Annotated in this window: 24 protein-coding genes; 13 read left to right on the forward strand and 11 right to left on the reverse strand. The window is 63.7% G+C overall.

All coding sequences use genetic code 11. The annotated features are described in order from the left end of the window. Positions 1-338 precede the first annotated feature (338 nt). The gene (locus tag IVA82_RS27900) at positions 339-497 is read left to right on the forward strand and encodes a hypothetical protein (RefSeq protein ID WP_247384935.1); all 159 of its coding nucleotides are present in this window, start codon (positions 339-341) and stop codon (positions 495-497) included. A 130-nt stretch (positions 498-627) separates the two neighbouring features. Here the strand turns inward: IVA82_RS27900 and IVA82_RS27905 are convergent, their stop codons facing one another. The 5 genes from IVA82_RS27905 to IVA82_RS27925 all read right to left on the reverse strand — a co-directional run bounded on the left by IVA82_RS27905 (position 628) and on the right by IVA82_RS27925 (position 2,445). After that, complete coding sequence (locus IVA82_RS27905) at positions 628-819, reverse strand: hypothetical protein (RefSeq protein ID WP_148738933.1); 192 nt, start codon at positions 817-819, stop codon at positions 628-630. Then, positions 816-1,115 carry a hypothetical protein gene (locus IVA82_RS27910; protein WP_247493647.1) on the reverse strand — a complete coding sequence of 100 codons (300 nt, stop codon included), beginning with the start codon at positions 1,113-1,115 and terminating at the stop codon, positions 816-818. Before IVA82_RS27910 ends, IVA82_RS27905 begins: the two co-directional genes overlap by 4 nt. After that, the gene (locus IVA82_RS27915; RefSeq protein ID WP_247384937.1) at positions 1,112-1,756 is read right to left on the reverse strand and encodes an SOS response-associated peptidase family protein; all 645 of its coding nucleotides are present in this window, start codon (positions 1,754-1,756) and stop codon (positions 1,112-1,114) included. The genes IVA82_RS27910 and IVA82_RS27915 overlap by 4 nt, the downstream gene beginning before the upstream one ends. 115 nt (positions 1,757-1,871) lie before the next feature. Then, the gene (locus IVA82_RS27920) at positions 1,872-2,105 is read right to left on the reverse strand and encodes a hypothetical protein (RefSeq protein WP_247384938.1); all 234 of its coding nucleotides are present in this window, start codon (positions 2,103-2,105) and stop codon (positions 1,872-1,874) included. A gap of 7 nt (positions 2,106-2,112) precedes the next feature. Continuing rightward, positions 2,113-2,445 (reverse strand): hypothetical protein, encoded by a 333-nt coding sequence (locus IVA82_RS27925; RefSeq protein WP_247384939.1) that lies wholly within the window; start codon positions 2,443-2,445, stop codon positions 2,113-2,115. A 336-nt stretch (positions 2,446-2,781) separates the two neighbouring features. Here IVA82_RS27925 and IVA82_RS27930 point away from each other — a divergent pair, with 336 nt between their 5' ends. After that, positions 2,782-3,657, forward strand: a complete 876-nt coding sequence (locus tag IVA82_RS27930; RefSeq protein ID WP_247384940.1) for a site-specific integrase — start codon at positions 2,782-2,784, stop codon at positions 3,655-3,657. Between the two features lie 11 nt (positions 3,658-3,668). Next, complete coding sequence (locus IVA82_RS27935; protein WP_247384941.1) at positions 3,669-4,865, forward strand: IS91 family transposase; 1,197 nt, start codon at positions 3,669-3,671, stop codon at positions 4,863-4,865. Positions 4,866-5,974: 1,109 nt separating this feature from the next. Here IVA82_RS27935 and IVA82_RS27940 read toward each other — a convergent pair. Then, positions 5,975-6,211 carry a DUF1127 domain-containing protein gene (locus tag IVA82_RS27940; protein ID WP_148743837.1) on the reverse strand — a complete coding sequence of 79 codons (237 nt, stop codon included), beginning with the start codon at positions 6,209-6,211 and terminating at the stop codon, positions 5,975-5,977. Between the two features lie 187 nt (positions 6,212-6,398). On the opposite strand from IVA82_RS27940, the gene IVA82_RS27945 reads away from it, so the two are divergent. Next, the gene (locus tag IVA82_RS27945; RefSeq protein ID WP_247384943.1) at positions 6,399-7,742 is read left to right on the forward strand and encodes a PLP-dependent aminotransferase family protein; all 1,344 of its coding nucleotides are present in this window, start codon (positions 6,399-6,401) and stop codon (positions 7,740-7,742) included. A gap of 21 nt (positions 7,743-7,763) precedes the next feature. Here IVA82_RS27945 and IVA82_RS27950 read toward each other — a convergent pair whose 3' ends face one another. Together IVA82_RS27950 and IVA82_RS27955 are read right to left on the reverse strand one after the other, a co-directional pair. Then, on the reverse strand, positions 7,764-8,363 hold the full coding sequence (locus IVA82_RS27950) for a YdcF family protein (RefSeq protein WP_247493648.1): 600 nt from the start codon (positions 8,361-8,363) through the stop codon (positions 7,764-7,766). Between the two features lie 83 nt (positions 8,364-8,446). Beyond that, a complete protein-coding gene (locus tag IVA82_RS27955) occupies positions 8,447-9,034 on the reverse strand; it encodes a hypothetical protein (RefSeq protein ID WP_247384998.1) in 588 nt (195 codons plus the stop codon). 79 nt (positions 9,035-9,113) lie between these two features. On the opposite strand from IVA82_RS27955, the gene IVA82_RS27960 reads away from it, so the two are divergent. After that, complete coding sequence (locus IVA82_RS27960; protein ID WP_148743834.1) at positions 9,114-9,548, forward strand: hypothetical protein; 435 nt, start codon at positions 9,114-9,116, stop codon at positions 9,546-9,548. 5 nt (positions 9,549-9,553) lie between these two features. On the opposite strand, the gene IVA82_RS27965 is transcribed toward IVA82_RS27960, so the two are convergent. The 3 genes from IVA82_RS27965 to IVA82_RS27975 all read right to left on the reverse strand — a co-directional run bounded on the left by IVA82_RS27965 (position 9,554) and on the right by IVA82_RS27975 (position 14,123). Beyond that, positions 9,554-11,953: an EAL domain-containing protein gene (locus IVA82_RS27965; RefSeq protein ID WP_247384947.1), complete on the reverse strand. Its 2,400-nt coding sequence runs from the start codon at positions 11,951-11,953 to the stop codon at positions 9,554-9,556. Between the two features lie 115 nt (positions 11,954-12,068). After that, entirely contained in the window at positions 12,069-13,475 is a 1,407-nt protein-coding gene (locus IVA82_RS27970; protein WP_247384948.1) for an MFS transporter, read from the reverse strand. Between the two features lie 141 nt (positions 13,476-13,616). Next, positions 13,617-14,123: a ferritin-like domain-containing protein gene (locus tag IVA82_RS27975; protein ID WP_247384949.1), complete on the reverse strand. Its 507-nt coding sequence runs from the start codon at positions 14,121-14,123 to the stop codon at positions 13,617-13,619. Between the two features lie 414 nt (positions 14,124-14,537). Here IVA82_RS27975 and IVA82_RS27980 point away from each other — a divergent pair, with 414 nt between their 5' ends. From IVA82_RS27980 to garD, 8 genes are all read left to right on the forward strand, one after another. Continuing rightward, entirely contained in the window at positions 14,538-15,617 is a 1,080-nt protein-coding gene (locus tag IVA82_RS27980; RefSeq protein WP_247384950.1) for a YbhN family protein, read from the forward strand. 100 nt (positions 15,618-15,717) lie between these two features. Further along, the gene (locus IVA82_RS27985) at positions 15,718-17,685 is read left to right on the forward strand and encodes a hypothetical protein (protein WP_247384951.1); all 1,968 of its coding nucleotides are present in this window, start codon (positions 15,718-15,720) and stop codon (positions 17,683-17,685) included. A gap of 415 nt (positions 17,686-18,100) precedes the next feature. Next, entirely contained in the window at positions 18,101-19,441 is a 1,341-nt protein-coding gene (locus IVA82_RS27990; protein WP_247384952.1) for an MFS transporter, read from the forward strand. 126 nt (positions 19,442-19,567) lie between these two features. Next, positions 19,568-20,473, forward strand: coding sequence for a LysR substrate-binding domain-containing protein (locus IVA82_RS27995; RefSeq protein ID WP_247384953.1), 906 nt, complete (start codon positions 19,568-19,570; stop codon positions 20,471-20,473). A gap of 128 nt (positions 20,474-20,601) precedes the next feature. Continuing rightward, positions 20,602-21,546 (forward strand): 5-dehydro-4-deoxyglucarate dehydratase, encoded by a 945-nt coding sequence (kdgD, locus tag IVA82_RS28000; protein ID WP_247384954.1) that lies wholly within the window; start codon positions 20,602-20,604, stop codon positions 21,544-21,546. Between the two features lie 26 nt (positions 21,547-21,572). After that, a complete protein-coding gene (gudD, locus tag IVA82_RS28005) occupies positions 21,573-22,931 on the forward strand; it encodes a glucarate dehydratase (RefSeq protein ID WP_247384955.1) in 1,359 nt (452 codons plus the stop codon). Positions 22,932-23,013: 82 nt separating this feature from the next. Further along, on the forward strand, positions 23,014-24,462 hold the full coding sequence (locus IVA82_RS28010) for an aldehyde dehydrogenase family protein (protein ID WP_247384957.1): 1,449 nt from the start codon (positions 23,014-23,016) through the stop codon (positions 24,460-24,462). Positions 24,463-24,660: 198 nt separating this feature from the next. Further along, the gene (gene garD / locus IVA82_RS28015; protein WP_247384959.1) at positions 24,661-26,202 is read left to right on the forward strand and encodes a galactarate dehydratase; all 1,542 of its coding nucleotides are present in this window, start codon (positions 24,661-24,663) and stop codon (positions 26,200-26,202) included. Positions 26,203-26,218: the final 16 nt, after the last annotated feature.

A 26,218-nucleotide genomic window follows, 5' to 3' on the forward strand; every position in this document is an offset into this window, starting at 1 on the left:
CGAGGGCAGCGACGATCTTCCTGCCCCTGCTGAGGTGGGAGCTCATTGCCATTCGAAGAGTTCATCGTCCGCTCCACCGCAGACGAAACCACCCCGTCACCGCTAGACATATGAAATTACAGAATGAACTTAAATTACAGAACGAACGCTAGTTCCCAACAAATTGCGGGACACCCGCGCGGTTTCAGGATTGGCGCAGGGGCACCGGGGGCCTGTTCGGACGTCGTTGCGGTGCCCGTGGTGCACTCGCCGGGCTCCTATCCCGGATAGAAGCCGCAGCGCCACTGCCACGGATCACTCTCGACCGGATTGCCGCTGCGCAGGCCTATGCTGCCGACGTGGATATCGCCGTAGTAAATCAGCCAGCCTTCCTGGCGGGCATCGGGATTCCGCCGCCGCGCATCGCGCTGTCTGAATGGATCGAGGGCAACATCAAGCGGCCGGAAGGCGTTCGGCGTTGCCCGGAGCGCTTCACCATGGGCGGAACGTCACTGTAAATCCGTAGCCGGACGACCTTGCCGTTCCTCGATGTTCTGATCGTGGATGTGGGTCACCACCTCCGCCAAATCGCGCATGTCGACCAGTGCCCGCACGCCGGGCATTTCATGTGGTGGTCGGCCTCGGTCCCTAGCGATGCCGTTGACGTCCTGACCCGGTTTCGTCGTCTGCAACGCCTATGACCTCGTACTCAAAGACGACGCCTTCGGGATCGTTCACCACGAACCACTCATCGGCAAGGTCCGAGTTCGCAAACACCCTGAGATGGTCACGGTCGCCGACCTGTTTCTTTGTATCAACGTAAATCCAGACCGTTTTCATCGATCTCGCGCCGGCTTGCGGCGTCCCCAGCGGGGTTCCTTGCGAGATAGGTTAAACTCCCGAACGTGTCCCCGGTTCAATGCTTTCATGACGCCGATCCGGGCAAACATCGTCGGGCCTCTCAGTTCGACCACCAACATCAACGCCGCAATCGCGGCCTGCCATTCCGGCTCTGCGGCCTCCTTTTTCGGTAGTGCAGTGATGTAGGTTGCCGCGTCATGCAACGTGACCAGCGCTCGGCCGTCGTGTAACTGGATCGGGTCGTCGAGAGCGCGCTGCCAGCCGCTATCGGTCACGCGGCGGCCTTGTCTTTCTTATCCTCGCCCCGTGCGACGGTCCTCAATGCTTCATCAGACAACGGTCGCTGCAATGCCTTCGCCTCATCCCACGGCGCGCGCATCCAGACGTCGCGCTCCTCGTCGGTCGTCAGGATCACCGGCATGGCCTTGGGGTGGATCGGCTCGACCACGGCGTTCGGCGTGGTCGTCAGGAAGCCATAAACCTGATGCGGGCCGGGGATCGGTTTGGACTTGGTGCCACGCTCGCCCTTGAACTCGGTCCAGATGCCCGCGAAGGCAAACAGCGGTCGCTCGTCATTGAGCGCGAACCACACCACGTCCTTTTTCTTCGTCTCAGGGTTCGGCTCGGGCGCGTATTCGGCGAAGCTGTTCGCCGGGACCAAGCACCTATTCTCCGGCTTGAGCCATCCACGCCAGTGCGGCGATGACGCGTTGCGGATGTTGGTGACCGGCGGTCCGCCGGTGCGCGGCGGCGGTGGCATACCCCACCGCATCAAGATCATGTCGCGGCCTGCCTCGCTGTTGCGAATGACCGGGGCCGGGTAATCCGGGAACACGCCGGGCATCGACGGCAGGTTGCCGACGTATCGATTGACCACGCGAAACAGGTTGAGGATCGCTTCTTGGTTGGTTGTCATCGAATAGAGATTATGCCGACGTCGGCATAATCTCTATTGGACTAAACCGCTCCGCGGTAGGCAGCGATGGCGGCGGCCTGAAGAAGGAAGCGGCACAGAGTGCGCGGCAGTGGCATTAACGATCCTTCGCTGTGCGTCGCGCCGTCCGACCCGTGGCCTCGCTGAACAGGTGGCGGGGGATGTTGATTATCGCAAAACGTCGCCGTTCTTCCGGGTGCGTTTCAAAATCTGCCTCCACAAAAATCTCGACGGTCTCCTCACTGGCATAAACTTCGACACGTACCGGCGCGTCGTCAAACTCCACTTCATATCGGCGACCATTCTTTCCTCGGATAATCGCGTGCGCCATTTCTATGCTACCTCCGGCCCTGCTTCTTGAGCTTCTTCACTCGGTGCTTCTGATAATCCAGAACGGCCGCTGCAAGTGGCATCGAGCGCGGCACGCGCACATGTGTGAGGGAGACGACAAGCGCACTGCCTTTTTCTTCCGAGCGAGACAAGTGGCATATGATGCCGCCCTCGTCACCGGCGTATGACAAATCCCAGACGACGTGGTGCATCCGATCAGCATCGGCAACATTCTGGGCTTGCAGATATTCGATCAACGATGGTGCCAGTTCAACGTCAAATGGCGTAGCCGCCTTGAGTGCGGCGAGCAGCCGGGTGGTCTTCTCCGGATTGTCGAGCATAGCGTCGTCCAGCTTTAACGGGCGAATCAGAGAGTCGACGATCAGCGATGATAGGGAATATGGCTCAACAGAGCCATATTCCCTATCCGTCGCACAACCCGCCTTCCTCCCATTGCTGGTTGAGCCGATCCAATGGCGATGACCTCACGGGCATTACCCCGCTTCCTCGCTAATACGAGGCAGTCCGCCCCTCTCCGGCGCATCACCGCTTCGCGGTAGGCGACTCGTGGCAAGATTCGGTGCCACCATCTGATCTTCCTGCATTCCCGACGAAGTTCGATTGCGAGACGCTGGAGGCGCTGCTTGCAGCGCTTTCATATCGCAAAGGAGCTTCCCATGACGGTTCTTCGACAACGGATGACTGAGGACATGCAGGTGCGGAATCTGTCGCCGCATACACAGGCATCGTATCTCCAATCGCTGTTTGCACGTTACTTCCGTATGTCGCCGGATGCGCTGACCCCCGAGCACATCCGGACTTATCAAATCTACCTCACGAACGAGAAGAGGCTGGCCCCCAATTCAATCCATACGGCTGTCGCGGCGCTTCGGTTCCTTTACAGGATTACGCTCAAGAAGGACTGGACCTTTGGAGAAGACATCCCGCTTCCAAAAAAGCCGCAGAAGCTACCCGTCGTCCTGAGCCCTGAAGAAGTTGTGCATTTCCTCAGCTGCGTGGATTGCAACAAACATCGGGTGATCCTGACCACCTGCTACGCGGCAGGCTTGCGCATTTCGGAGGCCGTCCGGCTGAAGGCCGCCGCCATCGATAGTGCCCGTATGGTTGTTCGCGTCGAGCAGGGTAAAGGTCGCAAAGATCGATACGTGATGCTGTCGCCCATGCTGCTGGAGATCCTGCGCAGCTACTGGATCGCCGTTCGTCCGAAGGAGTGGCTGTTCCCTGGCATTCACGATGATCGGCCAATCACGAAGGACGCCGTAGAAGCAGCCTGCCAAAAGGCCCATCGGTTCTCCGGTCTCTCTAAACCCGTCACCCCACATTCGCTTCGGCACGCATTCGCTGTACATCTCCTCGAATCAGGTACCGACTTGCGGACCATTCAGCTCCTCCTCGGTCATCGCAGCCTCGCCACCACGGCCAAGTACTTGCGCATCGCGACCAACAAGGTCTGCTCGACGTCCAGCCCTCTGGACCTCTTGCCGCATCCAGTTCCCGCCGAACCACGGCCGGCGCCGCCAAAACACTTCTGAGTTTCAGACCGATGGCCCGCTCGGGGCCGGAAGTGGCGGACATATTCCGCCGCTACGGTGCAGCCTATCGTGAGAGTCATGGCAGCTCGCTATGCACCGCACAGCGTCGCGTCATGAGCGCGATCGAACTGTGTCGAACTGCGGCACTTGGTGGTCATGTCGAGCGCTGCGATCACTGTGACCACCAGCGCATCTGCTACAACAGTTGTCGTGATCGCCACTGCCCAAAATGCCAATCACTGGCTCGTGCCCAGTGGTTGGACGACCGTCGATCAGAACTTCTTGACACCCAGTATTTTCATGTGGTCTTCACCATACCGCAGTCCATTGCAGCTATTGCCCTTCAAAACAAGGAGATCGTCTACGGCATTCTGTTCCGGGCCGCGAGCGAGACGTTGCGCACCATCGCAGCTGACCCCAAGCATTTGGGCGCGCAAATCGGATTCTTCGCGGTGCTTCATACTTGGGGACAGGCTCTTTTTCACCATCCGCATCTGCATTGCGTGGTTCCGGGTGGGGGCATTTCTCCGGATGGCACACGATGGATTTCCTGTCGGCGCAAGTTCTTTTTGCCCGTTCTCGTGTTGGCGCGTCTGCTTCGTCGACTGTTTCTCGATTATCTCCGGAAGGCCTTCGACGCCGGAGATTTGCAGTTCTTTTCCTCCCTGGAACCCCTTCGGACGCGCGACGCCTTCTTGCGTCACATCGCTCCTATCCGGAAAAAGGACTGGGTGGTTTACGCGAAGCGCCCCTTCGCCGGACCTGAACAAGTCCTCAAGTACGTCGCCCGATACGCACATCGCGTCGCCATCTCCAACGATCGCCTGCTCGATATCAATGACGGCAAGGTTCAGTTTCGCTGGAAGGATTATCGCGATGGCAACCGCCACAAGACGATGACGCTTGGCGCTGACGAATTCATCCGTCGGTTCCTGCTTCACGTACTTCCCGACGGGTTTCAACGTATTCGGTATTTCGGCTTCCTGGCCAATCGCTACCGCGCAGAGAAGCTCGCTCTGTGCCGGCAGCTCATGCAAATGTCGCCGCCAACGGCCACCCGCAAAGTCAGCATGGATTACAGAGATCGATATGAGCTACTCACGGGCGTTTCCCTGAAGACATGCCCGCTGTGTCGCTGTGGCACCATGGTGGTCATCGAAACTTTCGAATGCGCCGCCAACCGTGCGCCAATCATGGACACTTCATGACCGTCAACGGCTACTCACCATCATGTCTCGGCCAACGCTGCGCGATCTCGCGAACGGGACAATTTCGCCCCGTGGGGCTTCACATCGCATTTCCAAGGCAATTCTGTTGCTCTTTGCTCGTGATCAGTACCTCCGATGCGTCATCGCGTCCGCTCAAGTCTCCTGTCCTCACCATTCGCGACCGCGTTTGCGGTCCCTTGCAACTCTTCGCCGCGTTACAATCCCCATAGCTGTGGCGCTGCCGTGCCCGGCGGTTTAGTCCAACACGTTTTTAGCCCACCAGCGCGGGTCGCACGCTTGCGTTCAACCGCACCGCCGTGGCCGCGCCGCTGAGCTAAAAACGCTCTTCATTTGGACGAAGCCGCTCCGCGGCAGAACACTCGGCAAGAGTGGCCCATCTTCGGATGAAGGAATGCGGCTGAAGCAACTGTAACTGCTTTGGCGTGCCATGGTGAGACGTAATTTGCAGCGTTCATAGGCTTGGCTTCGAGCAAGATGGCGTTGCTGCCCTCGGGCAGTTTTCGTTTTTTTGCCAAGGAGCCTTCAATGACCCCGCTTCGGTTACGCATGATAAACGACATGCAGATCCGCAACCTGTCACCGCATACGAAGGATCCCGGGGTCTGTGCGCCAAGTCTTGCGGTGATGTGGCGGCCCGACCGGGCCCGCGCATCAGTCATCGGCATGGCGACGGGGTGCATCGCTCCCCGGGGAGAGCGCGACATAAGCCGTAAAACCACTGCGCAGGTAAGGCCGGATGTCCTGGCTTCACCTGTATGCTGCTGTGCAGATTTTCTACTGCAACTTCGCACAGTGGACCGCGGGTGCTAGCCAGCGCCCGGCCTTCCCTGAGCCCTTTCACCGAGGGCAAGGCGACCAAGCAAAACTCGGGCGAAAACAAGCCGCGAGAAGGTGTGTCTGTCTGCAAGGACAATGCAAATTGAAGGAGCGACGCCATCACCCACACTCCATCATTTCGAGGAGCCCTTGCGACGAAGCAATCCATACTGGCGCCATGGAGGGATTCTGGATTGCTTCGCTGCGCTCGCAATGACGGTGCGGAGACATTGTACGTCGCCCGGACCATCGGGCGTCGCCGCCCAATGAGTTTACAGATACCGCGTCAGTTCGGCTTTCACCTGCCCGTAGACGGCGTCCTCGATCTGGCTGCGCGTGATCCCGATGTCGCGCAGGGCGCGGTCGTCGAGTTCGTTCAGCGTTTTGACGGCGGAACGGTGCTCCAGGCGCTCGAACAGCGCATAGGCGCCGTTAGCGAGCGTGCGGAAAAATCCGCCCGATGAGGAGGGGCGTAAACTGCGCCCGGCGGTCTGCGAGATCGTGGTCATTTTCCTTCTCCGGCCTAAACGTCCCGCGCGGCGAAGCAGATGCCGTTGGCGCAAACGCGGGAAGCGTCTGCACCTCATTTGCCTCCGGATTGCTCTCGCTCACCTCGGCTCAATCGCGGAACTTGATGGAACTTAAATGCTCCAGTACAATGTTCGGTACAAGGAAAACATTGCTCTCGGTGCAATAATGTCCAAGTTCGAGTACGTGAAGCTTGCCGATGCCATTGCCGCCGATATCTCTAACGGCACGTTAAGACCCGGCGACCGGCTGCCGCCGCAGCGCAATTTTGCCTATGACCGCGGCATCGCGGTCTCGACCGCGAGCCGGGTCTATACGGAGCTTTTGCGCCGCGGGCTTGCCGTCGGCGAGGTCGGCCGCGGCACGTTCATCTCCGGCGACGTCAGGCGCGAAGTCGAGACGATGAGCGAACCTCGCGATGCGCGCATCGACCTTGAGGTTAATTACCCGCTTTTGCCGCAGCAATGGGCCATGATCGCCAAGAGCCTCGCGGGACTGGAGCGCGTCGACGCGCTCGAATCCGCGCTGCGCGTCTCGACCAGCACCGGCACCAAGAGCGCGCGCAATGCAGCCGCCGCCTATCTCGCGCGCAAGGATTTCACGCCGCAGGCCGAGCAGATCGTTTTCACCGCCAACGGCAAGCAATCGCTGGCGGCGGCAATCGCGGCCCTCGTTCCCACCGGCGGCCGCTGCGGCGTCGAGGCGCTGACTTATCCCTACGTCAAGAGCATCGCGGCGCGGCTCGGCGTGACGCTGGTCCCGATTCCGATGGACGAGCACGGCGCGCGGCCCGACGCGATTCAGAAGGCGCATCGCGAGGCACATCTGTCGGCGCTCTATCTCCAGCCCATTATCCAGAATCCGCTCGGCGTCACCATGAGCCCGACACGGCGCGCCGACATCATGCGTGTCGCCGAAAAGCTCGACCTCACCATCATCGAGGATGCCGTCTACGGCTTCCTTGCCGACGACACGCCGCTTGCGGCACTCGGGCCGGACCGCTGTATCGTGGTCGACAGCCTGTCCAAGAAGGTCGCGCCGGGTCTTGCGCTCGGCATCCTGGTCGCGCCGCCGCGCTTGCGCGAAAGCGTGATGAGTTCAGTGCGGACCGGCGGCTGGATCGCCTCCGGCCATGCGCTCGCGGCCGGACAGCGCCTGATGGCCGACGGCACCGTCGCCGAGCTGACGCGGCTGAAGCGGATCGACGCCGCCCGGCGCCAGCAGACCGCAGCAAGGCTGCTCGCCGGCTACCAGATTGGCGCCGATCCCCGCTCCTATCATCTCTGGCTCACGCTGCCACCGCATTGGCGCTCGCAGACTTTTGTCGCGGCCGCAGCCCGGCGCGGCATTGCGCTGACGCCGTCCTCGACCTTCGCGATAGCGCATGGCCACGCGCCGAATGCAGTGCGGCTGGCGCTCGCCCCGCCCTCGCCCGAGCAACTCGATTCCGGCTTGCGCACCATCGTGTCGCTGCTCGGCACCAAGGAAGAGGATTTTGATTCGACGGAGTAGCACGCGGTCTTCCCTCGACGCTCAGGCCTCCGGCCAATCCGCGATAAAGCCCCTCGCCTCGTACGGTTCGATCTTGTCGCATCCGTGCAGGATGCGGCCACGAAATTCGGCATCGGTGTGCCAGAGCGCGCGCGGCGTCGTGAAGCTGTCGACGGTAAGCAGCATCTTCTCGACCTCGGGCCAGTGCCGATGCAGTGTCATCGGGTAGCGCCGCGCGGTCCAAGTGTTGCCGAAGCAGATCACGCTGCGGACATTCTGTAGTCCCAGCGCGGCATCGATGATCGGCAATGAGAGGATCACGTTCTCGCCTGTGTTCATCGCGCGGTGTTCCTCGAGGATCCGGTCCGCGGGAATGCCCGCGTCAACCATCGCCGCCTTGATGATCGTGCACTCGGATTGCTCCGAGCCCGGCGTCACGCCGCCACTGACGATCGACCAGCTGAAATAGCCCTCGCGCCACAGCCTCGCGGCGGTCTCGACACGCAGCTCAACGTCCTCGCGGGTCCCGAACAGAAACAACAGGTCGGCCGGCGACAACGGTGTTTCAATCAGGTGCCTCCGGTTGATCTCCGCGATCTCGTCCGCCGTCGGCACGCGGCTGCTGCGATCTATGGCTGACATCGGCGCACCCTGCGACACCGGTGCGGAGCGGCGAAGTCACGTTTAATTGCAGCCGATTGCAGCGCCTACGACAGCAAGGCCTTCTAAGGCAACAAGGTCTTGGGCACGCGATCGAAGCTGTAGCTCTGCGGCTGATTGCGCCGCACGAAGCCGCCGACCTGCCAGGCGAACAGCGCGGCAAATCCAATGATGAACAGCGCGCCCGCGAATTCGCCGATGATCAGCGCGCGGATCAGCAGTCCCGTCATCGCGACCGCCAGGGCCGCCAGGAATGCCAGCACCACCGCATAGGTCTTGCGGCCCAGGCCAGCGGTCAACTCGGCCCGGCTGCCGGCCCTCGCCATTCGCGCATGCAGCTCCAGGATGAAATCGCGAAAGCCGTTGTCCTGCGGCGCCATCAGCGCGGCGGTCTGCCAGCTCGTCGACAGGATCGCGATGCGGCCGCCATCGGTGTGGCGCAGATCGGCGCGAAAGCGGTGCTGCTGCATCGACACCGGGCGGAACGACAGCCGGATCGCGCTGATCTCGTCATAGCGCCAGACGCCCGAACGGCTGCCGATATGCCAGGACAGGCCTTCGTCGGTCAGCTCGAAGCGATGCGCCGAGCCGACCAGCGACGCCTTGTAGGCGTAGCTCGTGGCTGAAGCGGGCCGTGCCTCGGAGAGCTGCATCTTCACGATCGATCCCGTCCGCGCAATCCCGTCTGCGATCCGCTTGCGCGATCGCCCTTGCCCATCCTACAAGCGGGGCATGGCTGAGACGACCTTTTTTCCGCGCCGGCTGATTCTCGGCGCTGCCGTGATTTCCGGCGTGTTGCTCGCGCTCGCGGTGCACATGCTCGGCGCACGCTACGGACTCGACCTGGGCGGCCTCTGGCGCTCCGACACCCATGAGTTCATGCCGGCAGGCGCGGCGATCGCCTGGTGGCTGATCGCAACCGTCGGCTTCTCCGGCGGCTATTTCACGGCGACACTGATGCAGAGCGCCGCCTCCGGCCAAATTCCGCAAAGGATGCGGCAATTCCTGATCGCGGTCGGGGTGCTTCTGCTCGCGGGCGCAGGGCAAGCGGCCTCGGCGCCGAGCCCGATCCCCACCGTGTCCGGCGTGCTGGCGGGCCTTGCCGCGCTGTGTCTCGGTGCGGTGATGGCGTTCTGCGGCGCCCATTTCGCCCTGCGCCGCAGCTAAACCTCTTACGCCGACGCGAGTAGCCGCGGCCGATCCAGCATGATCGCCACGTCGGACGCAGGACGCGGCTTGCTGAACAGATAGCCCTGCACCTGGTTGCAGCCTTCGCGCCGCAGAAGTTCGAGCTGCGCGTCGTTCTCAACACCTTCCGCCGTGGTGACGATGCCGAGGCTCCGTCCCAGCCCCGTCACGGCACGGATGATCGCCATGGAATCCTCCCGCGTCGCGAGCTCCGACACGAAGGAGCGGTCGATCTTGATTTTGTCGAAGGGGAAGCTGCGCAGATAGCTCAGCGACGAATAACCGGTGCCGAAATCATCGAGCGAGATCCGCACGCCCATGGCGCGGAGCTCGTGCAGCGTGGTCAGCGTCGCCTCGCTGTTCTGGAGCAGAACGGATTCGGTGATCTCGAGCTCGAGGCGGCGCGCCGCGAGCCCCGACAATGCCAGCGCCTCGGTGACGGATGCGATCAGATTCGGGTTCTTGAACTGCACCGGGGACAGGTTGACGGCGACGTCGACATCGTCCGGCCAGGTGGCTGCATCGTTGCAGGCAGAGCGCAGCACGAAGTCGCCGAGTTGGACGATCAGTCCGGTCTCCTCGGCCAGTGGAATGAAGTTGAGGGGTGCGATCAGCCCGCGCTGCGGATGGTTCCAGCGCAGCAGCGCCTCGAAGGCGACGACGCGACCGCTGGCGACGTCACGGATCGGCTGGTAGTACGCCTGGAACTCATCGCGTTGTAACGCCGCGCGCAAGTCCATCTCCAGCAGCCGCCGCGCCTGCGCGCGCGCATCCATGCCGGTTTCGAAGAAGCGGTAGGTGCCGCGGCCGTCGGCCTTGGCGCGGTACAGCGCGAGGTCGGCATTCTTCAGCAATTCGTCCGGATCGCTGCCGTCCTGCGGCGACAGCGAGATGCCGATCGACACGCCGATGACGATCTGATGATCGTCGATCTCGTAAGGCGCGGAGATGACTCCGACGAGGCGGCCGGCAAGGACCCTCGCAGCAGCTTCTTCCGAGCGGCCAATCTGGACCACGGCAAATTCGTCACCGCCGAGCCGTGCCACGGTGTCGTGCTCGCCGACAGTGGCCTTCAGCCTGCGGCCGACTTCTTTGAGCAGCGCGTCGCCGATGGGATGGCCGAGCGAATCGTTGATGTCCTTGAAGTGGTCGAGATCGAGGCAGAGCATCGCGAGCTGGTCATTCGATCCCGCCCGGCGCAAGCCTTGCTCGAGTTGTTCGTGGAATAACACACGGTTCGGCAAATTGGTCAGCGCGTCATGGCGCGCCATGTGCGAAATCTTCGCCTGCGCCTCCAGCCATTCGGTGATGTCCTCGAAGGTCGCGACCCAGCCGCCGCCCTGCATCGGCTGGTTGACGACACGGATGGAGCGGCCGAACCTGGTCACGACGTCGGTCGTGGTGCGGCCCTCGCGTGCGTCGGCGACGAGGCGCGCGAAGAATTCGCCCGCATCGCCCTGCCGTTGGCCCCTGGCCTGCTCTTCCCGCAGCACGTCGACGAGCAACCGGCCGGCAAGCGGAATGCCGGTGCGGCCGAGCATCGCGGCGTAGCGCTCGTTGAACAGGACGATCTTGCCGTCGGCATCGAACATGCACAGTCCCTGCGACATATTCTCGAGTGCCGAGTCCAGCACGATCTGCTGCCGTCCCAATTGACCCTTGGCGCGGCGGTCCAGCAGCGCAGCGGCGAGCGCAATCGCGATGATTGCGACCGCCGCGCTGGCCGTGAGGACGGACAGCGAGGCCGGCGCAATCGACATCGCGCTGATCGCGAGCGTCGGGTCCGGCGTCAGCGCTACCGCGCCCATCGCGGTGAAATGATGCGCGACGATGGCGAGCGTCAGCAGGGCAGTCGCGGTCAGCGCATGGGAAAGATCGTCGCGCCGCGCGGCGATGAACAGCGCCAGCGCCGCAAACACGATGCCTAACAGGACCGAGGCCGTAACCGCACCTCCGACCCAGCTCACGCGGGCAGGAATCTCCAGCGCCGCCATGCCGGTGTAATGCATTGCCGCGACGCCGCCGCCGACGATGGCGCCACCGAGAACGATCCATGGCGTTCGCGCGGAGGACACTGCGACGCTCAATCCCACAAAGGTCACGGAGATCGCGAAGATCAGCGACAGGATCGTCACCGGAATGTTGTAGGCACCGTCGGCCCCCGGCCCGTAGGCCAGCATCGCGATGAAATGCGTCGCCCAGATGCCGCATCCGCTGACGGCCGAGTCGAGCATGATCCAGGCCAGGCGGCCCGGCCCCTGCGTCGCGCGGGCCCGGTGAAACAGGCTGATCGCCGCGGCGCTGGCGAGCAGGCACACCGCGCCGCCAAGCGCGACCAGGCTCCAGTCATGCTGGTCCGTGAGACAGTAAAGAACTTGATACATTGCCGGTCCCTGTTGGACCTGCACTAGAGAGCCGGCAGAGATGGATAGTCGGTAACCGGCTACGAGCCGGTTCCGGAAATGGTGAACAGACGATGTGTGCGTTTGCTCACGTTGTTTATTCTCGCGCCTGTGCGCCGAAGCCGATCGCGGCGGAGGCCAGCAGCAGGACCACTGCCGAAATGGCGAGTGACAGATGCAAGCCTTCCATGAACGCGCCTTCGCCTGCGATCAGCGAACCGAACAGCGCGACGCCGAGCACGCTGCCGGTCTGCCGGGTCGCGTTCAGCACGCCTGCGGCGATGCCGGAGCGGGCCTTCTCGACGCTGCCCAGCAATGTCGAGGTCAGAGGCGGTACCAGCAACCCAAGCCCGCCGCTGATCGCGATCATCTGCGCGCAGATCGCCCAATAGCTCGTGCCGGCGCCGATCCAGAGCAGGCCGAGGCAGCCGAGCGCCGAGATGCAAGCGCCGACGACGATAGTCGGGCACGGGCCGATCCGCTCGGCCAGGCGTGGCGCCAGCAGATTGACCGGCAGCACCACGGCCATCATCGGCACGAAGGCGAGCCCGGTCCCCCAGGCCGACAGCCCGTTGATCCTCTGGAAATAGAGGCTGAGCACGAAGATCAGACCGTAGATTGCGACGTTCACGAGCAGGCCTACAAGCGAGGTCAGCGCGAACATCCGATGATTGAACAGCGACAGCGGCAGCATCGGCTGCGCCGTGCGGCTTTCCTGCCATACGAACAGGACTGCGAGAATGGCCGCGGCGGCGAACGCCGAGATCACGGCCGGATGGCCCCAGCCGAGCGCGCCGCCCTCGATGATCGCGCCGGCGAGTGCTCCGAGCGCGCCGATCGCGGCACACTGGCCGAATAGATCGATCTCGCGCGTGCGTGAAGCCGTGGTCTCAGTCGCATAGCGCCAGGTCAGCCACAGGCCGGCGAGCCCGATCGGCAAGTTGACCAGGAAGATTGAGCGCCATCCGACCAGCGTGATCAGGCCGCCGCCGACGAAGGGACCTGCGGTCAGCGCCAGGCTCGCACCGGCGGCCCAGATCGCCACGGCGCGGCCGCGCTGTCGGTCCTCCGGATAGGCATGATTGAGCAACGCCAGCGAATTCGGCACCAGGATCGCCGCCGCCAGGCCCTGGACGAGCCGTGCGCCGATCAGCACGACAGCATTGGGCGACAGCGCGCAAGCCAGCGAGGCCGCGGTGAAGATCGCAAATCCCGCCATGAAAACGCGCTTGACACCGATGCGGTCGCCGAGCGCGCCTGCCGTCAAGATGAAGGCCGCGAAGGCAATGGTGTAGGCGCTGACAACCCATTGCAGCTCGGCAACACCGCCGCCAAGCGTCTTGCCCATGGCGTCGAGCGCGGTGTTGACGATGGTGACGTCGAGCTGGACCACCCCATAACCGAGGCTCATGGCGGCCAATGTGAGAGACGTCGCAAGACGCGTCGTGCGCGGGGCGCCTTTGGAGTCGTCGAAGGCTTCGAATTTGAATGTATCGGCTCGCATGCTGCACCTCGATCGCAGTCCCATGCGAAAACATACGCCTCCGGCGCACACCATGCTTCGAGAACGGCCGAAGGATGAATGCCAATAGAAAAGGAAAACGCCGCGCGTCGGCCGCGCGGCGCTGTCTTGGCTATACTCTCGCTAGCTGGCCGCGCGCAGGTTCACCTTGCTTTCGGCAAGCGAGGTGAGCTTCTTGTCGGTCGCCTTCTCTTCCTCGAGCGTCTTGGCGAGCACGCTGGCGCAGTCGTTGCGGCCGAGCTGCTTGGCCCAGGCGATCAGGCTGCCGTAGCGCACGATCTCGTAGTGCTCGGCGGCCTGCGCGGCGTTGATGAGCGCGGCGTCGAGCACCGCCTTGTCGGCGACTTCGCCCGCGGTATCGTTGGCCTCCTCGATGATGCCGTCGATCGCCGGGCAAGCGACCGCCCGCACTTGCACACCGTGCATCTTGAACACTTCCTCGAGACGCTTGATGTGCTGCTTGGTTTCATCGAGGTGCGTCAAAAAGCCCTGCTTCAACTGCGGATCGCTGGCCTTATCGGCCATTTTCGGCAGCGCTTTGGTGAGCTGCTGCTCGGTGTAGTAGATGTCCTGCAGCTGATGCACGAATAGGTCGTTCATGGTCTTGATGTCTTTTGTGAACAGTCCCATCGTTCCAATCCTCGCACGTTCCGGAACAGGACGGTGCGGCCCATTCACGGAGCCGCATCCTGCCATGTTCGCTTGCTGATCCGGCGCTAACCAGCACGCCCCGACGATGTTCCGAAAAAAGCCTGTATCGCTTTGCGCTGGAACAATGGCGGCGCCACGATTTGACGCCAGATTGGTGCAGGGCGTGATCTGAGCCGGCCACCGCGACTCAATGCTTAACGCGCCGCCAATGTGTACCAGATGTGACAAACGCGGCCGTCCAACTCAGAACCTATCCTTGTCAAGGACTGCACAAGTCGCGGTTTTTGGCTTAATGAGCTAGAGGACGCCTAGCGATCGACGCCCACCTTTGGCAATGATCGTGCCGACCGGCCAATACTTGACGGGTCGGACTTGCCACCGCCGGGAGGATGAATGCACGGACCGCTGCCCGCGCTGAAACGCGGCTTCAAGAGATGGATTGGCTGGCGACGGCTCGGCATTGCCGCGAGCGTCTTCATCATTGCCTTCGCGATCACGACCCTTGTGCGGACCCTCAAGGGCATCGATACCGGCTTCATCCTGACGGCGTTAACCGAGATTCCCCGCGGCAATATCGGGCTGGCCGCGATCTGCGTGCTTTTTGCGTTCTGCACGCTGACCTTCTACGACTTTTTTGCACTGCGAACGATCGGCAAGAAACACGTGCCCTATCGCATTGCAGCGCTCTCCAGCTTCACGTCCTATTCGATCGGCCACAATATCGGCGCAACGATGTTCACCGGTGGCGCGATCCGTTTCCGGATCTATTCGGACTATGGGCTGAACGCGATCGACGTCGCAAAAATCTGCTTCCTCTCCGGCTTGACCTTCTGGCTCGGTAACATCTTCGTGCTCTCGATCGGCATGGCCATCCATCCGGGTGCCGCCTCCTACATGGATCAGCTCCCGTTGTGGACCAACCGGCTGATCGCGCTCGGCGGCCTCGCCTCGATCAGCGCCTATCTGGTCTGGCTCTGCATGGGCGAGAAGCGCCGCGAGCTCGGCCAGAAGGGCTGGAAAGTAGTACTGCCGTCGGCGCCGCTGACGCTGGTGCAGATCCTGATCGGCGTTGTCGATCTCGGCTTCTGCGCACTGGCGATGTACCTTCTGGTGCCGGCCGATCCTCAGATCGATTTCCTGTCCCTCGCTGTGGTGTTCATCCTGGCCACGCTGCTCGGTTTTGCCAGCCATGCTCCGGGCTCGATCGGCGTATTCGACGCCGCCATGCTGGTGGCGCTGCCCGAATTCGGCCGCGAGCAGTTGCTGGCGACGCTTTTGGTGTTCCGCATCCTCTATTTCGTGATCCCGTTCGGTCTCGCAATCTCCATCATGGGCGCGCGCGAACTCTGGATGAACGTCGTGGAGCCCTGGCAGGAACGCCGACGGCTGGCGGAGGCCTGCACGCAGGCCAATTTGCCGAAACAGGTGGCAGCGATGGAGCGCGAGCGGTCGCTACGGCAGGCCAAACGCTAAGCCGCTGGACGGCGACTCGCAAAGCCGTCAGACCAATGTGCAGGCGGAGAGCCGTTCCTCTCTTATTTCCGCCTCAACTTTGCCGTTGAAGACGCGGGCCATGATACCTGTATCCCTCCGTACCCTCTCCGCAGGCGCGTTGCTGCTTGCCGGAATTCTCATCGCTTGGCTGCCCGAACCCGCGGCTGCGCAGGACCGAGGCGTCCTGCAGATCGGCGCCCTGCAGATATCTTGGGAGGTGCGCAACCGTTTCCGGCTGTTCCGCGAGGAGCGCGATTTCCTGCTCCATGTCGAGAACGCGCGCAACCGCAGCATCCTCGCCGCCGAGCAGTCGCTGGAGCTTCAAAGCGAGGGGCGCGGCTGGGCCCGCAACATGGTCAACCGGCTCTGCATCGACCTCCAGGGCCGGGTCAACCAGCCCTGCACCCGCGACGACGTCAAAGAGAACTACCTCACCCCGGTCGACCACCCCGTCACCGTGCGCCTGACCGGCGCGGTGCCGGTCGGGGCCACCTGCGCCTGGTCGTTCGATGACGGCGATGGGCCGCAAGCCTCGACCTTCGACTGCGCCGAACCGGTCAACCTGCGCGTTCGCTACGGCAAACAGACCGTGGCGAGCGTCGACGTCTCCTCTGGCTCCGATCCGACCCAACGTGTCCAGACCGAGATCCAGGTCCGCGACATCTTCGTCGCCGGCCTCGGCGACAGCATCGCCTCGGGCGAAGGCAATCCGGACCGCCCGCTGGCGCTGTCCGACGAGGGCTTCTGCTTCCGCTCCTATCTCGGCACCGCCGGCGCGCAGTACTATCGGCCAAGCCGTGCCGGCTTCAAGGGCGGGCGGGCCTGCGAGGCGCCGGATACGCTCGCCAACTGGCAGCGCTACAGCGCGCTCTGGTTCAATTCTCCCTGCCACCGTTCGCTCTACAGCTATCAGACCCGCACGGCGCTCGCGCTCGCGCTGCGCTACACCCACGTCGCGGTGACCTACCTGCCGCTCGCCTGCACCGGCGCCAGCATCAGCGATGGTCTGCTCGGTTCGCAGCGTGCCCGCGAATGCCCGCCCAGCAAGAACGGCACCTGCCAGACCAGCGTGAGTGCGCAGGTCTCCGAGCTGCGCGAAGCGCTCACCGCCGCCAAGAAGCGCCAGCCGGACCGCACGCTCGATCTCGTGCTGCTCTCGATCGGCGCCAATGACGTCTACTTCTCCGGACTCGTCGCCGACGTCATCGTCGATACTGCGACGGAGCGGGCGCTGTTCCGCCGCTCCGGCGTGATGGCAAGCGTCGACGATTCCCGTGATGCGCTGGCGCGCGAGCTGCCGCAGAATTTCGTCAAGCTGCGCGAGGCGCTGAAGCCGCTCGTCGGCGGCGACCTCTCGCACGTCGTCTACGTCTCCTATGCCAATCCGGCCCTCGCAGATGGCGGCGTGCCTTGCCGCGGCGGCCGCGCCGGCTTCGACATCCATCCGGCCTTCAACGCCGACCCGCAGCGCCTCGCCCGCGTCTCGACTTTCGTCGACACCGAATTCCTGCCGCAGCTGAATGGCCTCGCCGCCTGCACCCGCGGCGCGCTGTGCCGCGATCCCGAAGCCGACCGCATGACGTTCGTCGACACGCATCAGGCGGCCTTCGCCGATCACGGCTTCTGCGCCCATTCCGGCAACGATCCCGAATTCGACCGCACCTGCTTTGCCGAGAACGGCCAGAGCTTCAATCCGGACATCGTGAGCGCCGCGAGCCAGCCGATGCTGTGCGGCCGCAGCGCCTCCGAATATCGCGCCTACCTGCCGCGGGCGCGCTGGATCCGCGACGCCAACGACAGCTATTTTGCAGCGATGACCTATCCGCAAGGCTTGCCGGCGGCGAGCCAGCCGACCGACATCCACGACGCGACCTGGGGCGTGCTTTCCGCCGTCTATGGCGGCGCCGTGCATCCAAGCGCCGAAGGCCACGCCGCGATGGCGGACGCCACGCTGCCGGCCGCGAGCGCCGTGCTCGGGCTCGATGCGGTGCCGCCCGGCGTGACCCGCGGACTGTTGCCGCAGCTGCTGCCGAGCGCGCAGCAGTAGCAACGCGAGCGAGCCTCGCCACACCGTCATTGCGAGCGCAGCGAAGCGATCCAGAGTCTCTCCGCGGAAAGATTCTGGATTGCTTCGCTTCGCTCGCAATGACGAGATTGGACTTCGCATCCTCCACACGCGCGCTGTCATCGTCCGCGAAGGCGGGCGATCCAGTACTCCGTGACAGGCGTGACTGAATCGAGGCGCCGCGGCGTACTGGATTCCCCGCTTTCGCGGGGAATGACAGCGGAGTGCCTGGCGATCACGTCGCAAGTCCCACGCCCCACGCTTCGTTCCCCGCGACCTGCCGTTCCATCAATTCAAAAACGGCATCGATCGATACCCCCTTCAACTTGGACACTTTGCCGCGCGCGCCTCTAGGAGTCGTCTTGAGGAAACATTTCGAATTCTAGGGAGGCGCATGATGAGCGCAATTGTGTCCGCAGCGGACGTGAGGAGGTCTCGCGTCAGGCTGCTCATCGTGACCATGTTGTTCCTGGTCACGACCGTCAACTATGCCGACCGCGCCACGCTCTCAATCGCGGGTCCCGCGCTCTCCAAGGAACTCCATCTCGATCCCGTCGCCATGGGCTACATCTTCTCGGCCTTCGGCTGGTCCTATGTGATCGCGCAGGTGCCGGGCGGCTGGCTGCTCGACCGCTACGGCTCGCGCCTCGTCTATGCCTTCTCCATCATCGTCTGGTCGCTGTTCACCATGCTACAGGGCTGGGTCGGCTTCTTCAGCACCGGCACAGCGATCGTCGTGCTGTTCGCGCTCCGCTTCCTGGTCGGCATCGCCGAAGCGCCCTCTTTCCCGGCCAACGCCCGCATCGTCGCGGCCTGGTTTCCCGGCAACGAGCGCGGCACCGCGTCCGCCTTCTTCAATTCCGGACAGTATTTCGCCACCGTGATCTTCGCGCCGTTGATGGGCTGGATCGCCCATGCCTATGGCTGGCGCTACGTGTTCTTCGTGATGGGCGCGCTCGGCGTCGTGATGGGCCTGGTCTGGGTCAAGACCATCTACGGGCCGAAGGAGCATCCGGGAATCAATGACGCCGAGTTCGACTACATCAAGGAAGGCGGCGCGCTGGTCGATCTCGATGCGCCCCGCGACGAACGCGCGCCGAGTTCAGGTCCGGGGTGGAGCCACATCCGCCAGCTTCTCTCCAACCGCATGATGCTCGGCGTCTATCTCGGCCAGTACTGCATCAACACGCTGACCTATTTCTTCCTGACCTGGTTCCCGGTCTACCTCGTCAAGGAGCGCGGCCTGTCGATCCTGCAAGCCGGCTTCGTCGCCACCTTGCCGGCGCTGTGCGGCTTCATCGGCGGCGTTCTCGGCGGCGTCATCTCCGACGCCATCCTGCGCAAGACGGGCTCGCTGACGCTGGCGCGGAAGATCCCGATCGTCGGCGGCATGCTGCTGTCGATGTCGATCATCGCCTGCAACTATGTCGACGGCCAGGCGCTTGTGGTCGGCTTCATGGCGCTCGCCTTCTTCGGCAAGGGCATCGGCGCACTCGGCTGGGCCGTGGTCTCCGACACTTCGCCCAAGGAAGCCGGCGGCGTCTCCGGCGGCCTGTTCAACACCTTCGGCAATCTCTCCTCGATCACGACCCCGATCGTCATCGGCTACATCCTGGCCGCGACCGGCTCGTTCAATGGCGCATTGCTGTTCGTCGGCGCCAACGCGCTGGTCGCCGCGTTCGCCTATCTCGTGGTCGTAGGCAAGATCGAGCGGGTGGTGCTCAAACGTTCCTCCTGAGCGCTCCGGGCAATCGGAGCGGACCAGGCAACTCAACGGCGGCCTAAACAGCCGCCGTCTTTGTTTCGGGGAAGATCGATGCTAGAAGTGCCAGGGAAACGCCTTATCCATCCAAGGCATGTATCAATGTTCGACCTCAACCAGCTCCGCTGCTTCGTCACGGTCGCGGAGGAACTGCATTTCGGCCGCGCCGCGGCGCGGCTGAACATGACCCAGCCGCCGCTGTCGCGGCAGATCCAGGTGCTCGAACACATCATCGATGCGCCTCTGCTCGAACGCACCAGCCGCTCGGTGCGGCTAACGCCCGCCGGCCGCAGCTTCCTACCGGAAGCGCGGCGCATCCTGAAGCTTGCGGAAAGCGCCTCCCAGGTCGCCCGCCGCATCGCGCTCGGCAAGACCGGATCGGTGAAGATCGGATTCACCGCGGCGGCCGCCTACGGCTTTCTGCCGGAGCTCGTCGCCGCCTGCCGCGCCAAACTGCCCGAGGTCGACTTCTCGCTGAAAGAGATGGTGTCGGGCGACCAGTTCGAGGCGCTGAGTTCGGGCCAGATCGATGCCGGCCTGTTGCGTCCGCCGATCGCGCGCCCCGAAATTGCCAGCCGCCGCGTCGTCGCCGAGCCCCTGCTCGCGGCAGTCCCGAAAAAGCATCCGCTGGCGAATGCCGAAAGCATCACGATCAAGGATTTCGACGGCCAGCCCTTCGTGATGTATTCGCCCTATGAAAGCCGCTACTTTCACGACCTGCTGGTCGCACTCTTCACCCGTGCCGACATCCTGCCGCGCTATGTCCAGCATCTCAGCCAGATCCACTCGATCCTGGCCATGGTCCGCGCCGGGCTCGGCCTCGCGATCGTGCCGGCTGCGGCTGCCAGCCTCAAAATCTCCGACGTGCGCCTGCGGCCGCTCAAGCTACGCACGCGCATTCCGGTCGAATTGTTCATGGTCTGGCGCCGTGACGACGAAAATCCGCTGGTCTCGGCGCTGGTGAAGATCGCGAGCGAATTGTCCTCGGCGGAGGCGATGGAAGATTGATGCTGAATCCGCATTGGTCAATATAGGCTTTGGCTTGGACGCGCATCGAACGGTCTCCTAAACAACGGCGCATGGACGCGTGGCTTTCAGCTGCGTCCTCGACAACACCAGAGAAGGGAGCAGCGCCCATGAGCAAGATGACCCCGCAGGAAATGGCCCAGAAGATCGGTTCCGGCCTCCTGTCCTTTCCCGTTACGCCGTTCAAGGCGGACTACTCCTTTGACGAGGCCACCTATCGCGCCAACATGGATTGGCTGTGCGGCTATGACGTCGCCGGTCTGTTCGCCGCCGGCGGCACCGGTGAGTTCTTCTCGCTGACGCCGGCAGAGGTTCCGCAAGTCGTCAAGATTGCCGTCGACGAGACCAAGGGCCGCGTGCCCGTTCTCGCCGGCACCGGTTACGGCACCGCGACCGCGCGCGAGATCGCGATCGGCGCCGAAAAGGCCGGCGCCGACGGCCTCTTGCTGCTGCCGCCCTATCTCACCCATTCCGAGCAGGAGGGCCTTGCCGCCCATGTCGAAGCGGTCTGCGCTTCGGTGAAGATCGGCGTCATCGTCTACAACCGCGACAACGCCATCCTCCAGCCCGATACGCTGGCGCGCCTCGCCGAGCGTTGCCCGAATCTCGTCGGCTACAAGGACGGCATCGGCGACATCGAACTGATGACTCGCGTCTACACCAAGCTCGGCGATCGCCTCACCTATATCGGCGGCCTGCCGACCGCTGAGACCTTCGCACTGCCCTATCTCGACATGGGCGTGACGACCTATTCCTCGGCCGTGTTCAACTTCGTTCCGGAGTTCGCGACCAGTTTCTACGCCGCCGTGCGCAAGCGCGATCACGCGGCGATCCATGCCGGGCTGAAGGATTTCATCCTGCCGCTGATCGCGATCCGCAACCGCAAGAAGGGTTACGCGGTCTCGATCATCAAGGCCGGCATGAAGGTGATCGGCCGCGACTCCGGCCCGGTCCGCCCGCCCCTGACCGACCTCACCGAGCAGGAGATCGCGGAACTGACCGCGCTGGTGAAAAATCTGCCCGCCATCGCTTCGACACAACAGGCCGCAGAATAACGACAGACACAAGGGAGGAGCAGCCGATGGTCCAGAACGGAATATCCGGCGCGTCAGTCGCCGGCGCACCGATCGTGACCGCGATGCAGGTGATCCCGGTCGCGGGCCGCGACAGCATGCTCCTCAACTTAAGCGGCGCCCATGCGCCGTTCTTCACCCGCAACATCGTCATCCTCACCGACAATGCCGGTCACACCGGCGTCGGCGAGGTGCCGGGCGGGCAAAAGATCTGGCAGACGCTCCAGGACGCGCGCGATCTGGTGATCGGCAAGACCGTCGGTGCGTTCAACAACATCCTCGCCGACGTCCGCACCGCCTTCGCCGACCGCGATGCCGCCGGCCGCGGCAAGCAGACGTTCGACCTGCGCGTCATGATCCATGCGGTCACCGCGATCGAGTCCGCGCTGCTCGACCTGCTCGGCCAGCATCTCAACCTGCCCGTCGCCGCCCTGCTCGGCGAGGGTCAGCAGCGCACCAGCGTCGAGACGCTCGGTTATCTCTTCTTCGTCGGCGACCACCGCAAGAGCAAGCTGGACTACGTCGCGGGCGAGACCGGCAAGCCGGAATGGTTCAACCTTCGCCATCAGGAGGCGATGACGCCGGAGACCGTGGTGCGGCTCGCGGAAGCCACCCACGACCATTACGGCTTTGCCGACTTCAAGCTGAAGGGCGGCGTGCTGCGCGGCGAGCAGGAGATCGAGGTCGTCACCGCCATCGCGAGACGCTTCCCGAACGCGCGCGTCACGTTGGACCCGAACGGCGCCTGGTCGCTCGATGAAGCGATCCGGCTCTGCAAGGACATGCACGGCATTCTCGCCTATGCCGAGGACCCCTGCGGCGCCGAGGCCGGCTTTTCCGGCCGCGAGATCATGGCCGAGTTCCGCCGCGCCACGGGCCTGCCGACCGCGACCAATATGATCGCGACCGATTGGCGGCAGCTCTCGCACGCCTTGCGCCTCGGCGCGGTGGACATTCCGCTGGCGGATCCCCACTTCTGGACCATGCAAGGCTCGGTGCGCGTTGCCCAGACTTGCCGCGACAACGGCCTGACCTGGGGCTCGCACTCCAACAACCATTTCGACATTTCGCTCGCCATGTTCACCCATGTCGGCGCCGCCGCCCCCGGCAAGGTCACCGCGATCGACACCCACTGGATCTGGCAGGACGGCCAGGCCCTCACCAAGGAGGCGCTCCAGATCAAGGGCGGCAAGATCGCCGTGCCGGAACGGCCGGGCCTGGGCATCGAAATTGACCGGGCAGCCATCGAAGCCGCGCATAGCCTCTACAAGCAGCATGGACTTGGCGCCCGTGATGACGCTATTGCCATGCAGGACCTGATCCCCGGCTGGACCTTTGACGACAAGCGTCCCTGCCTCGTGCGCTAGAGCGTGATCCCGGACAAGCGGATACCGGCTTTCCGCTGAGGATCATGTCCAAACTGGAAGTGAAACTTTTGGAGGACGAGAGATGACTGCGATCCTGAAAAACTTCATCGGCGGCGAATGGGTCGACGGCTCCGGCGTCACCAGGAATATCAATCCCTCTAACACCAAGGACATCGTCGGCGAATACGCCAAGGCCGACAAGGCCCAGACCGAAAAGGCGATTGCCGCCGCCAAGGCCGCCTTCCCCGCCTGGGCGCGCTCGACGCCGCAGGAGCGCTATGACGCGCTGATCAAGATCTCGACCGAGATCCTCGCCCGCAAGGAAGAGCTCGGCCGCCTGCTTGCCCGCGAGGAAGGCAAGACCCTGCCGGAAGGCATCGGCGAGGTCGGACGTGCCGGCCAGATCTTTGCGTTCTTTGCCGGCGAGGCGCTGCGCCTGACCGGCGAAAAAGGCGCCTCCGTCCGTCCCGGGCTCGACGTCGAGCTCACGCGTGAGCCGGTGGGCATCGTCGGCATGATCACGCCCTGGAATTTTCCAATCGCGATCCCGGCCTGGAAGATCGCGCCCGCGCTCTGCTACGGCAACACGTTGGTGTTCAAGCCGGCCGAGCTGGTGCCGGGCTCGGGGCATGCGCTGTCCGAGATCATCACCCGCTCCGGCATTCCCGCCGGCGTGTTCAACCTGGTAGTCGGCTCCGGCTCGGTGGTCGGCCAGACCCTGATCGAGCACCCGGATGTTGCGGCGATCTCCTTCACCGGCTCGGTGCAAACGGGCCGCAAGATCGCGCAGGCCTGCGTGCTGTCGAACCCGATGAAGAAATTCCAACTCGAGATGGGCGGCAAAAATCCGCTGGTCGTGCTCGACGACGCCGACCTCAAGACCGCCGTCGAGGTCGCCGTCAACGGCGCCTATTTCTCCACGGGACAGCGCTGCACCGCCTCCTCCCGCCTGATCGTCACCGAAGGCATTCACGATCGTTTCGTCGCGGCGATGACCGAGCGCCTCAAAGGCCTGTCAGTGGACGACGCACTCAAGGCCGGCGTGCATATCGGCCCGGTGGTCGATCAGAGCCAGCTCGACCAGGACCTGCGCTATATCAAGATCGGCCAGGACGAGGGCGCCAAGCTTGCCTGGGGCGGCGAGCTGCTCAACCGTGAGACGCCCGGCTTCTACCTGCAGCCGGCGCTGTTCACTGAAGCCAACAACAACATGCGTATCGCGCGCGAGGAAATCTTCGGGCCGGTGGCGACGGTCATTCGCGCCAAGAACTACGAAGAGGCGCTCGCGATCTCCAACGACACCGAGTTCGGCCTCGCCTCCGGCATCTGCACCACCAGCCTGAAATACGCCTCGCATTACAAGCGCAACAGCGAGTCCGGCATGGTGATGGTCAATCTGCCGACCGCCGGCGTTGACTATCACGTGCCGTTTGGCGGCCGGAAGGGATCGAGCTATGGCGCCCGCGAGCAGGGCTCCTATGCGCGCGAGTTCTACACCACGGTGAAGACCGCCTATACCTATCCGGGCTGATAGTGCCGGCGTCCTTGCCACGACGATGCTGCCCACCTCTCCCTTTGGGAGAGGTCGGATCGCATATGCGATCCGGGTGAGGGGTTACGCGGCTTGGTGGACCTGAGCCCCCTCACCCGAATTGCTCCGCAATTCGACCTCTCCCCGCTGGGGAGAGGTGATCTCGAATACGGCTTCTTCCGTTCTTGAGGAAAGCGCATGGACCAGTCAGTCGCAGCGAAAGAGCAGCCCCGCTACATCAAGCTCAACGAGCGCGACAATGTCGCGATCGTCGTCAATGATTTCGGGCTGCCCGCCGGCTCCCGCTTTGCCTGCGGGCTGGTGCTGCGCGCGTTCGTGCCGCAGGGGCACAAGACGGCGCTGGTCGATATCGCACGGGACCAGCCGATCGTGCGCTATGGCGAGGTGATCGGCTACGCGCTCTCGCCGATATCGGCAGGCGAATGGGTCGACGAGGCCCGCATCCGCATGCCGGAGGCCCCCGATCTCGACAAGCTCGAAATCTCGACCGCCGTCCCCGCGCCGCTGCCGCCGCTCGAAGGGTTCACCTTCGAGGGCTTCCGCAATGCGGACGGCTCGGTCGGCACCAAGAACATCCTCGGCATCTCCTCCTCCGTGCAATGCGTCAAGGGCACGATGGAATATGCGGTGAAGCGCATCCGCGCCGAACTGTTGCCGAAATACCCGAACGTCGACGACGTCGTGCCGCTGACCCATGCCTATGGCTGCGGGGTCGCCATCACCGCGCCCGACGCAGTGATTCCGATCCGCACGCTGCAAAACATCGCGCTCAACCCGAATTTCGGCGGCGAGATCCTGGTCATCAGCCTTGGCTGTGAAAAGCTTGCGCCGGAGCGGCTGGTGCCGGAAGGCGTCAGCGACGCCATCGTGCGGATGCAGGACGAAGCGTTCGATGGTTTTGGCGCGATCGTGGATGCGATCATGACCCAGGCCGAGGCACGCCTGAAAATCCTCAACAGGCGCGCCCGCGAGACCTGCCCGGCCTCCGACCTCGTCATCGGCCTGCAATGCGGCGGCAGCGACGCCTTCTCCGGTGTCACCGCGAACCCCGCCGTCGGCTTCGCCGCGGACCTTCTGGTGCGTGCCGGCGCCACCGTGATGTTCTCGGAAGTGACGGAAGTGCGCGACGCCATCCAGCTGCTCACGCGACGCGCCATCAACGAGGACGTCGGCCGCGCGCTGGTGCGCGAGATGGCCTGGTATGATTCTTATCTCGCCCGCGGCGGCGCCGATCGCAGCGCCAACACCACGCCCGGCAACAAGAAGGGCGGGCTTGCCAACATCGTCGAAAAATCACTGGGCTCGATTGTCAAATCCGGCTCGAGCGCCATCACCGGCGTGCTCTCGCCCGGCGAGAAAGCGACGCAGAAGGGCATGCTGTTTGCAGCCACGCCAGCCAGCGACTTCATCTGCGGTACGCTCCAGCTCGCCTCCGGCATGACGCTGCAGGTTTTCACCACCGGCCGCGGCACACCTTACGGTCTTGCCGCCGCGCCGGTCATCAAGGTCGCGACCCGCAGCGAGCTCGCGCGGCGCTGGAAGGACCTGATCGATTTCGACGCCGGCCGCATCGCCACCGGCGAGAGAACCATCGAGGAAACCGGCTGGGACCTGTTCCGCCTGATCCTCGATGTCGCCAGCGGCCGCACAAAGCCATGGTCAGATCGCTGGGGCATCCACAACGACCTCACGCTGTTCAATCCGGCGCCGGTGACCTGAGAGCGATCACGCGCCG

Source organism: Bradyrhizobium sp. 142 (assembly GCF_023074015.1).
Taxonomy (GTDB): domain Bacteria; phylum Pseudomonadota; class Alphaproteobacteria; order Rhizobiales; family Xanthobacteraceae; genus Bradyrhizobium.

What these genes read in the sequence shown, in the direction of transcription:
- IVA82_RS27905 (WP_148738933.1), bottom strand. Translation starts at nt 819, where the DNA reads ATGAAAACGGTCTGGATTTACGTTGATACAAAGAAACAGGTCGGCGAC.
- IVA82_RS27915 (WP_247384937.1), bottom strand. Translation starts at nt 1,756, where the DNA reads ATGACAACCAACCAAGAAGCGATCCTCAACCTGTTTCGCGTGGTCAAT.
- IVA82_RS27920 (WP_247384938.1), bottom strand. Translation starts at nt 2,105, where the DNA reads ATGGCGCACGCGATTATCCGAGGAAAGAATGGTCGCCGATATGAAGTG.
- IVA82_RS27925 (WP_247384939.1), bottom strand. Translation starts at nt 2,445, where the DNA reads ATGCTCGACAATCCGGAGAAGACCACCCGGCTGCTCGCCGCACTCAAG.
- IVA82_RS27930 (WP_247384940.1), top strand. Translation starts at nt 2,782, where the DNA reads ATGACGGTTCTTCGACAACGGATGACTGAGGACATGCAGGTGCGGAAT.
- IVA82_RS27935 (WP_247384941.1), top strand. Translation starts at nt 3,669, where the DNA reads ATGGCCCGCTCGGGGCCGGAAGTGGCGGACATATTCCGCCGCTACGGT.
- IVA82_RS27940 (WP_148743837.1), bottom strand. Translation starts at nt 6,211, where the DNA reads ATGACCACGATCTCGCAGACCGCCGGGCGCAGTTTACGCCCCTCCTCA.
- IVA82_RS27945 (WP_247384943.1), top strand. Translation starts at nt 6,399, where the DNA reads ATGTCCAAGTTCGAGTACGTGAAGCTTGCCGATGCCATTGCCGCCGAT.
- IVA82_RS27950 (WP_247493648.1), bottom strand. Translation starts at nt 8,363, where the DNA reads ATGTCAGCCATAGATCGCAGCAGCCGCGTGCCGACGGCGGACGAGATC.
- IVA82_RS27955 (WP_247384998.1), bottom strand. Translation starts at nt 9,034, where the DNA reads ATGCAGCTCTCCGAGGCACGGCCCGCTTCAGCCACGAGCTACGCCTAC.
- IVA82_RS27960 (WP_148743834.1), top strand. Translation starts at nt 9,114, where the DNA reads ATGGCTGAGACGACCTTTTTTCCGCGCCGGCTGATTCTCGGCGCTGCC.
- IVA82_RS27965 (WP_247384947.1), bottom strand. Translation starts at nt 11,953, where the DNA reads ATGTATCAAGTTCTTTACTGTCTCACGGACCAGCATGACTGGAGCCTG.
- IVA82_RS27970 (WP_247384948.1), bottom strand. Translation starts at nt 13,475, where the DNA reads ATGCGAGCCGATACATTCAAATTCGAAGCCTTCGACGACTCCAAAGGC.
- IVA82_RS27975 (WP_247384949.1), bottom strand. Translation starts at nt 14,123, where the DNA reads ATGGGACTGTTCACAAAAGACATCAAGACCATGAACGACCTATTCGTG.
- IVA82_RS27980 (WP_247384950.1), top strand. Translation starts at nt 14,538, where the DNA reads ATGCACGGACCGCTGCCCGCGCTGAAACGCGGCTTCAAGAGATGGATT.
- IVA82_RS27985 (WP_247384951.1), top strand. Translation starts at nt 15,718, where the DNA reads ATGATACCTGTATCCCTCCGTACCCTCTCCGCAGGCGCGTTGCTGCTT.
- IVA82_RS27990 (WP_247384952.1), top strand. Translation starts at nt 18,101, where the DNA reads ATGAGCGCAATTGTGTCCGCAGCGGACGTGAGGAGGTCTCGCGTCAGG.
- IVA82_RS27995 (WP_247384953.1), top strand. Translation starts at nt 19,568, where the DNA reads ATGTTCGACCTCAACCAGCTCCGCTGCTTCGTCACGGTCGCGGAGGAA.
- kdgD (WP_247384954.1), top strand. Translation starts at nt 20,602, where the DNA reads ATGAGCAAGATGACCCCGCAGGAAATGGCCCAGAAGATCGGTTCCGGC.
- gudD (WP_247384955.1), top strand. Translation starts at nt 21,573, where the DNA reads ATGGTCCAGAACGGAATATCCGGCGCGTCAGTCGCCGGCGCACCGATC.
- IVA82_RS28010 (WP_247384957.1), top strand. Translation starts at nt 23,014, where the DNA reads ATGACTGCGATCCTGAAAAACTTCATCGGCGGCGAATGGGTCGACGGC.
- garD (WP_247384959.1), top strand. Translation starts at nt 24,661, where the DNA reads ATGGACCAGTCAGTCGCAGCGAAAGAGCAGCCCCGCTACATCAAGCTC.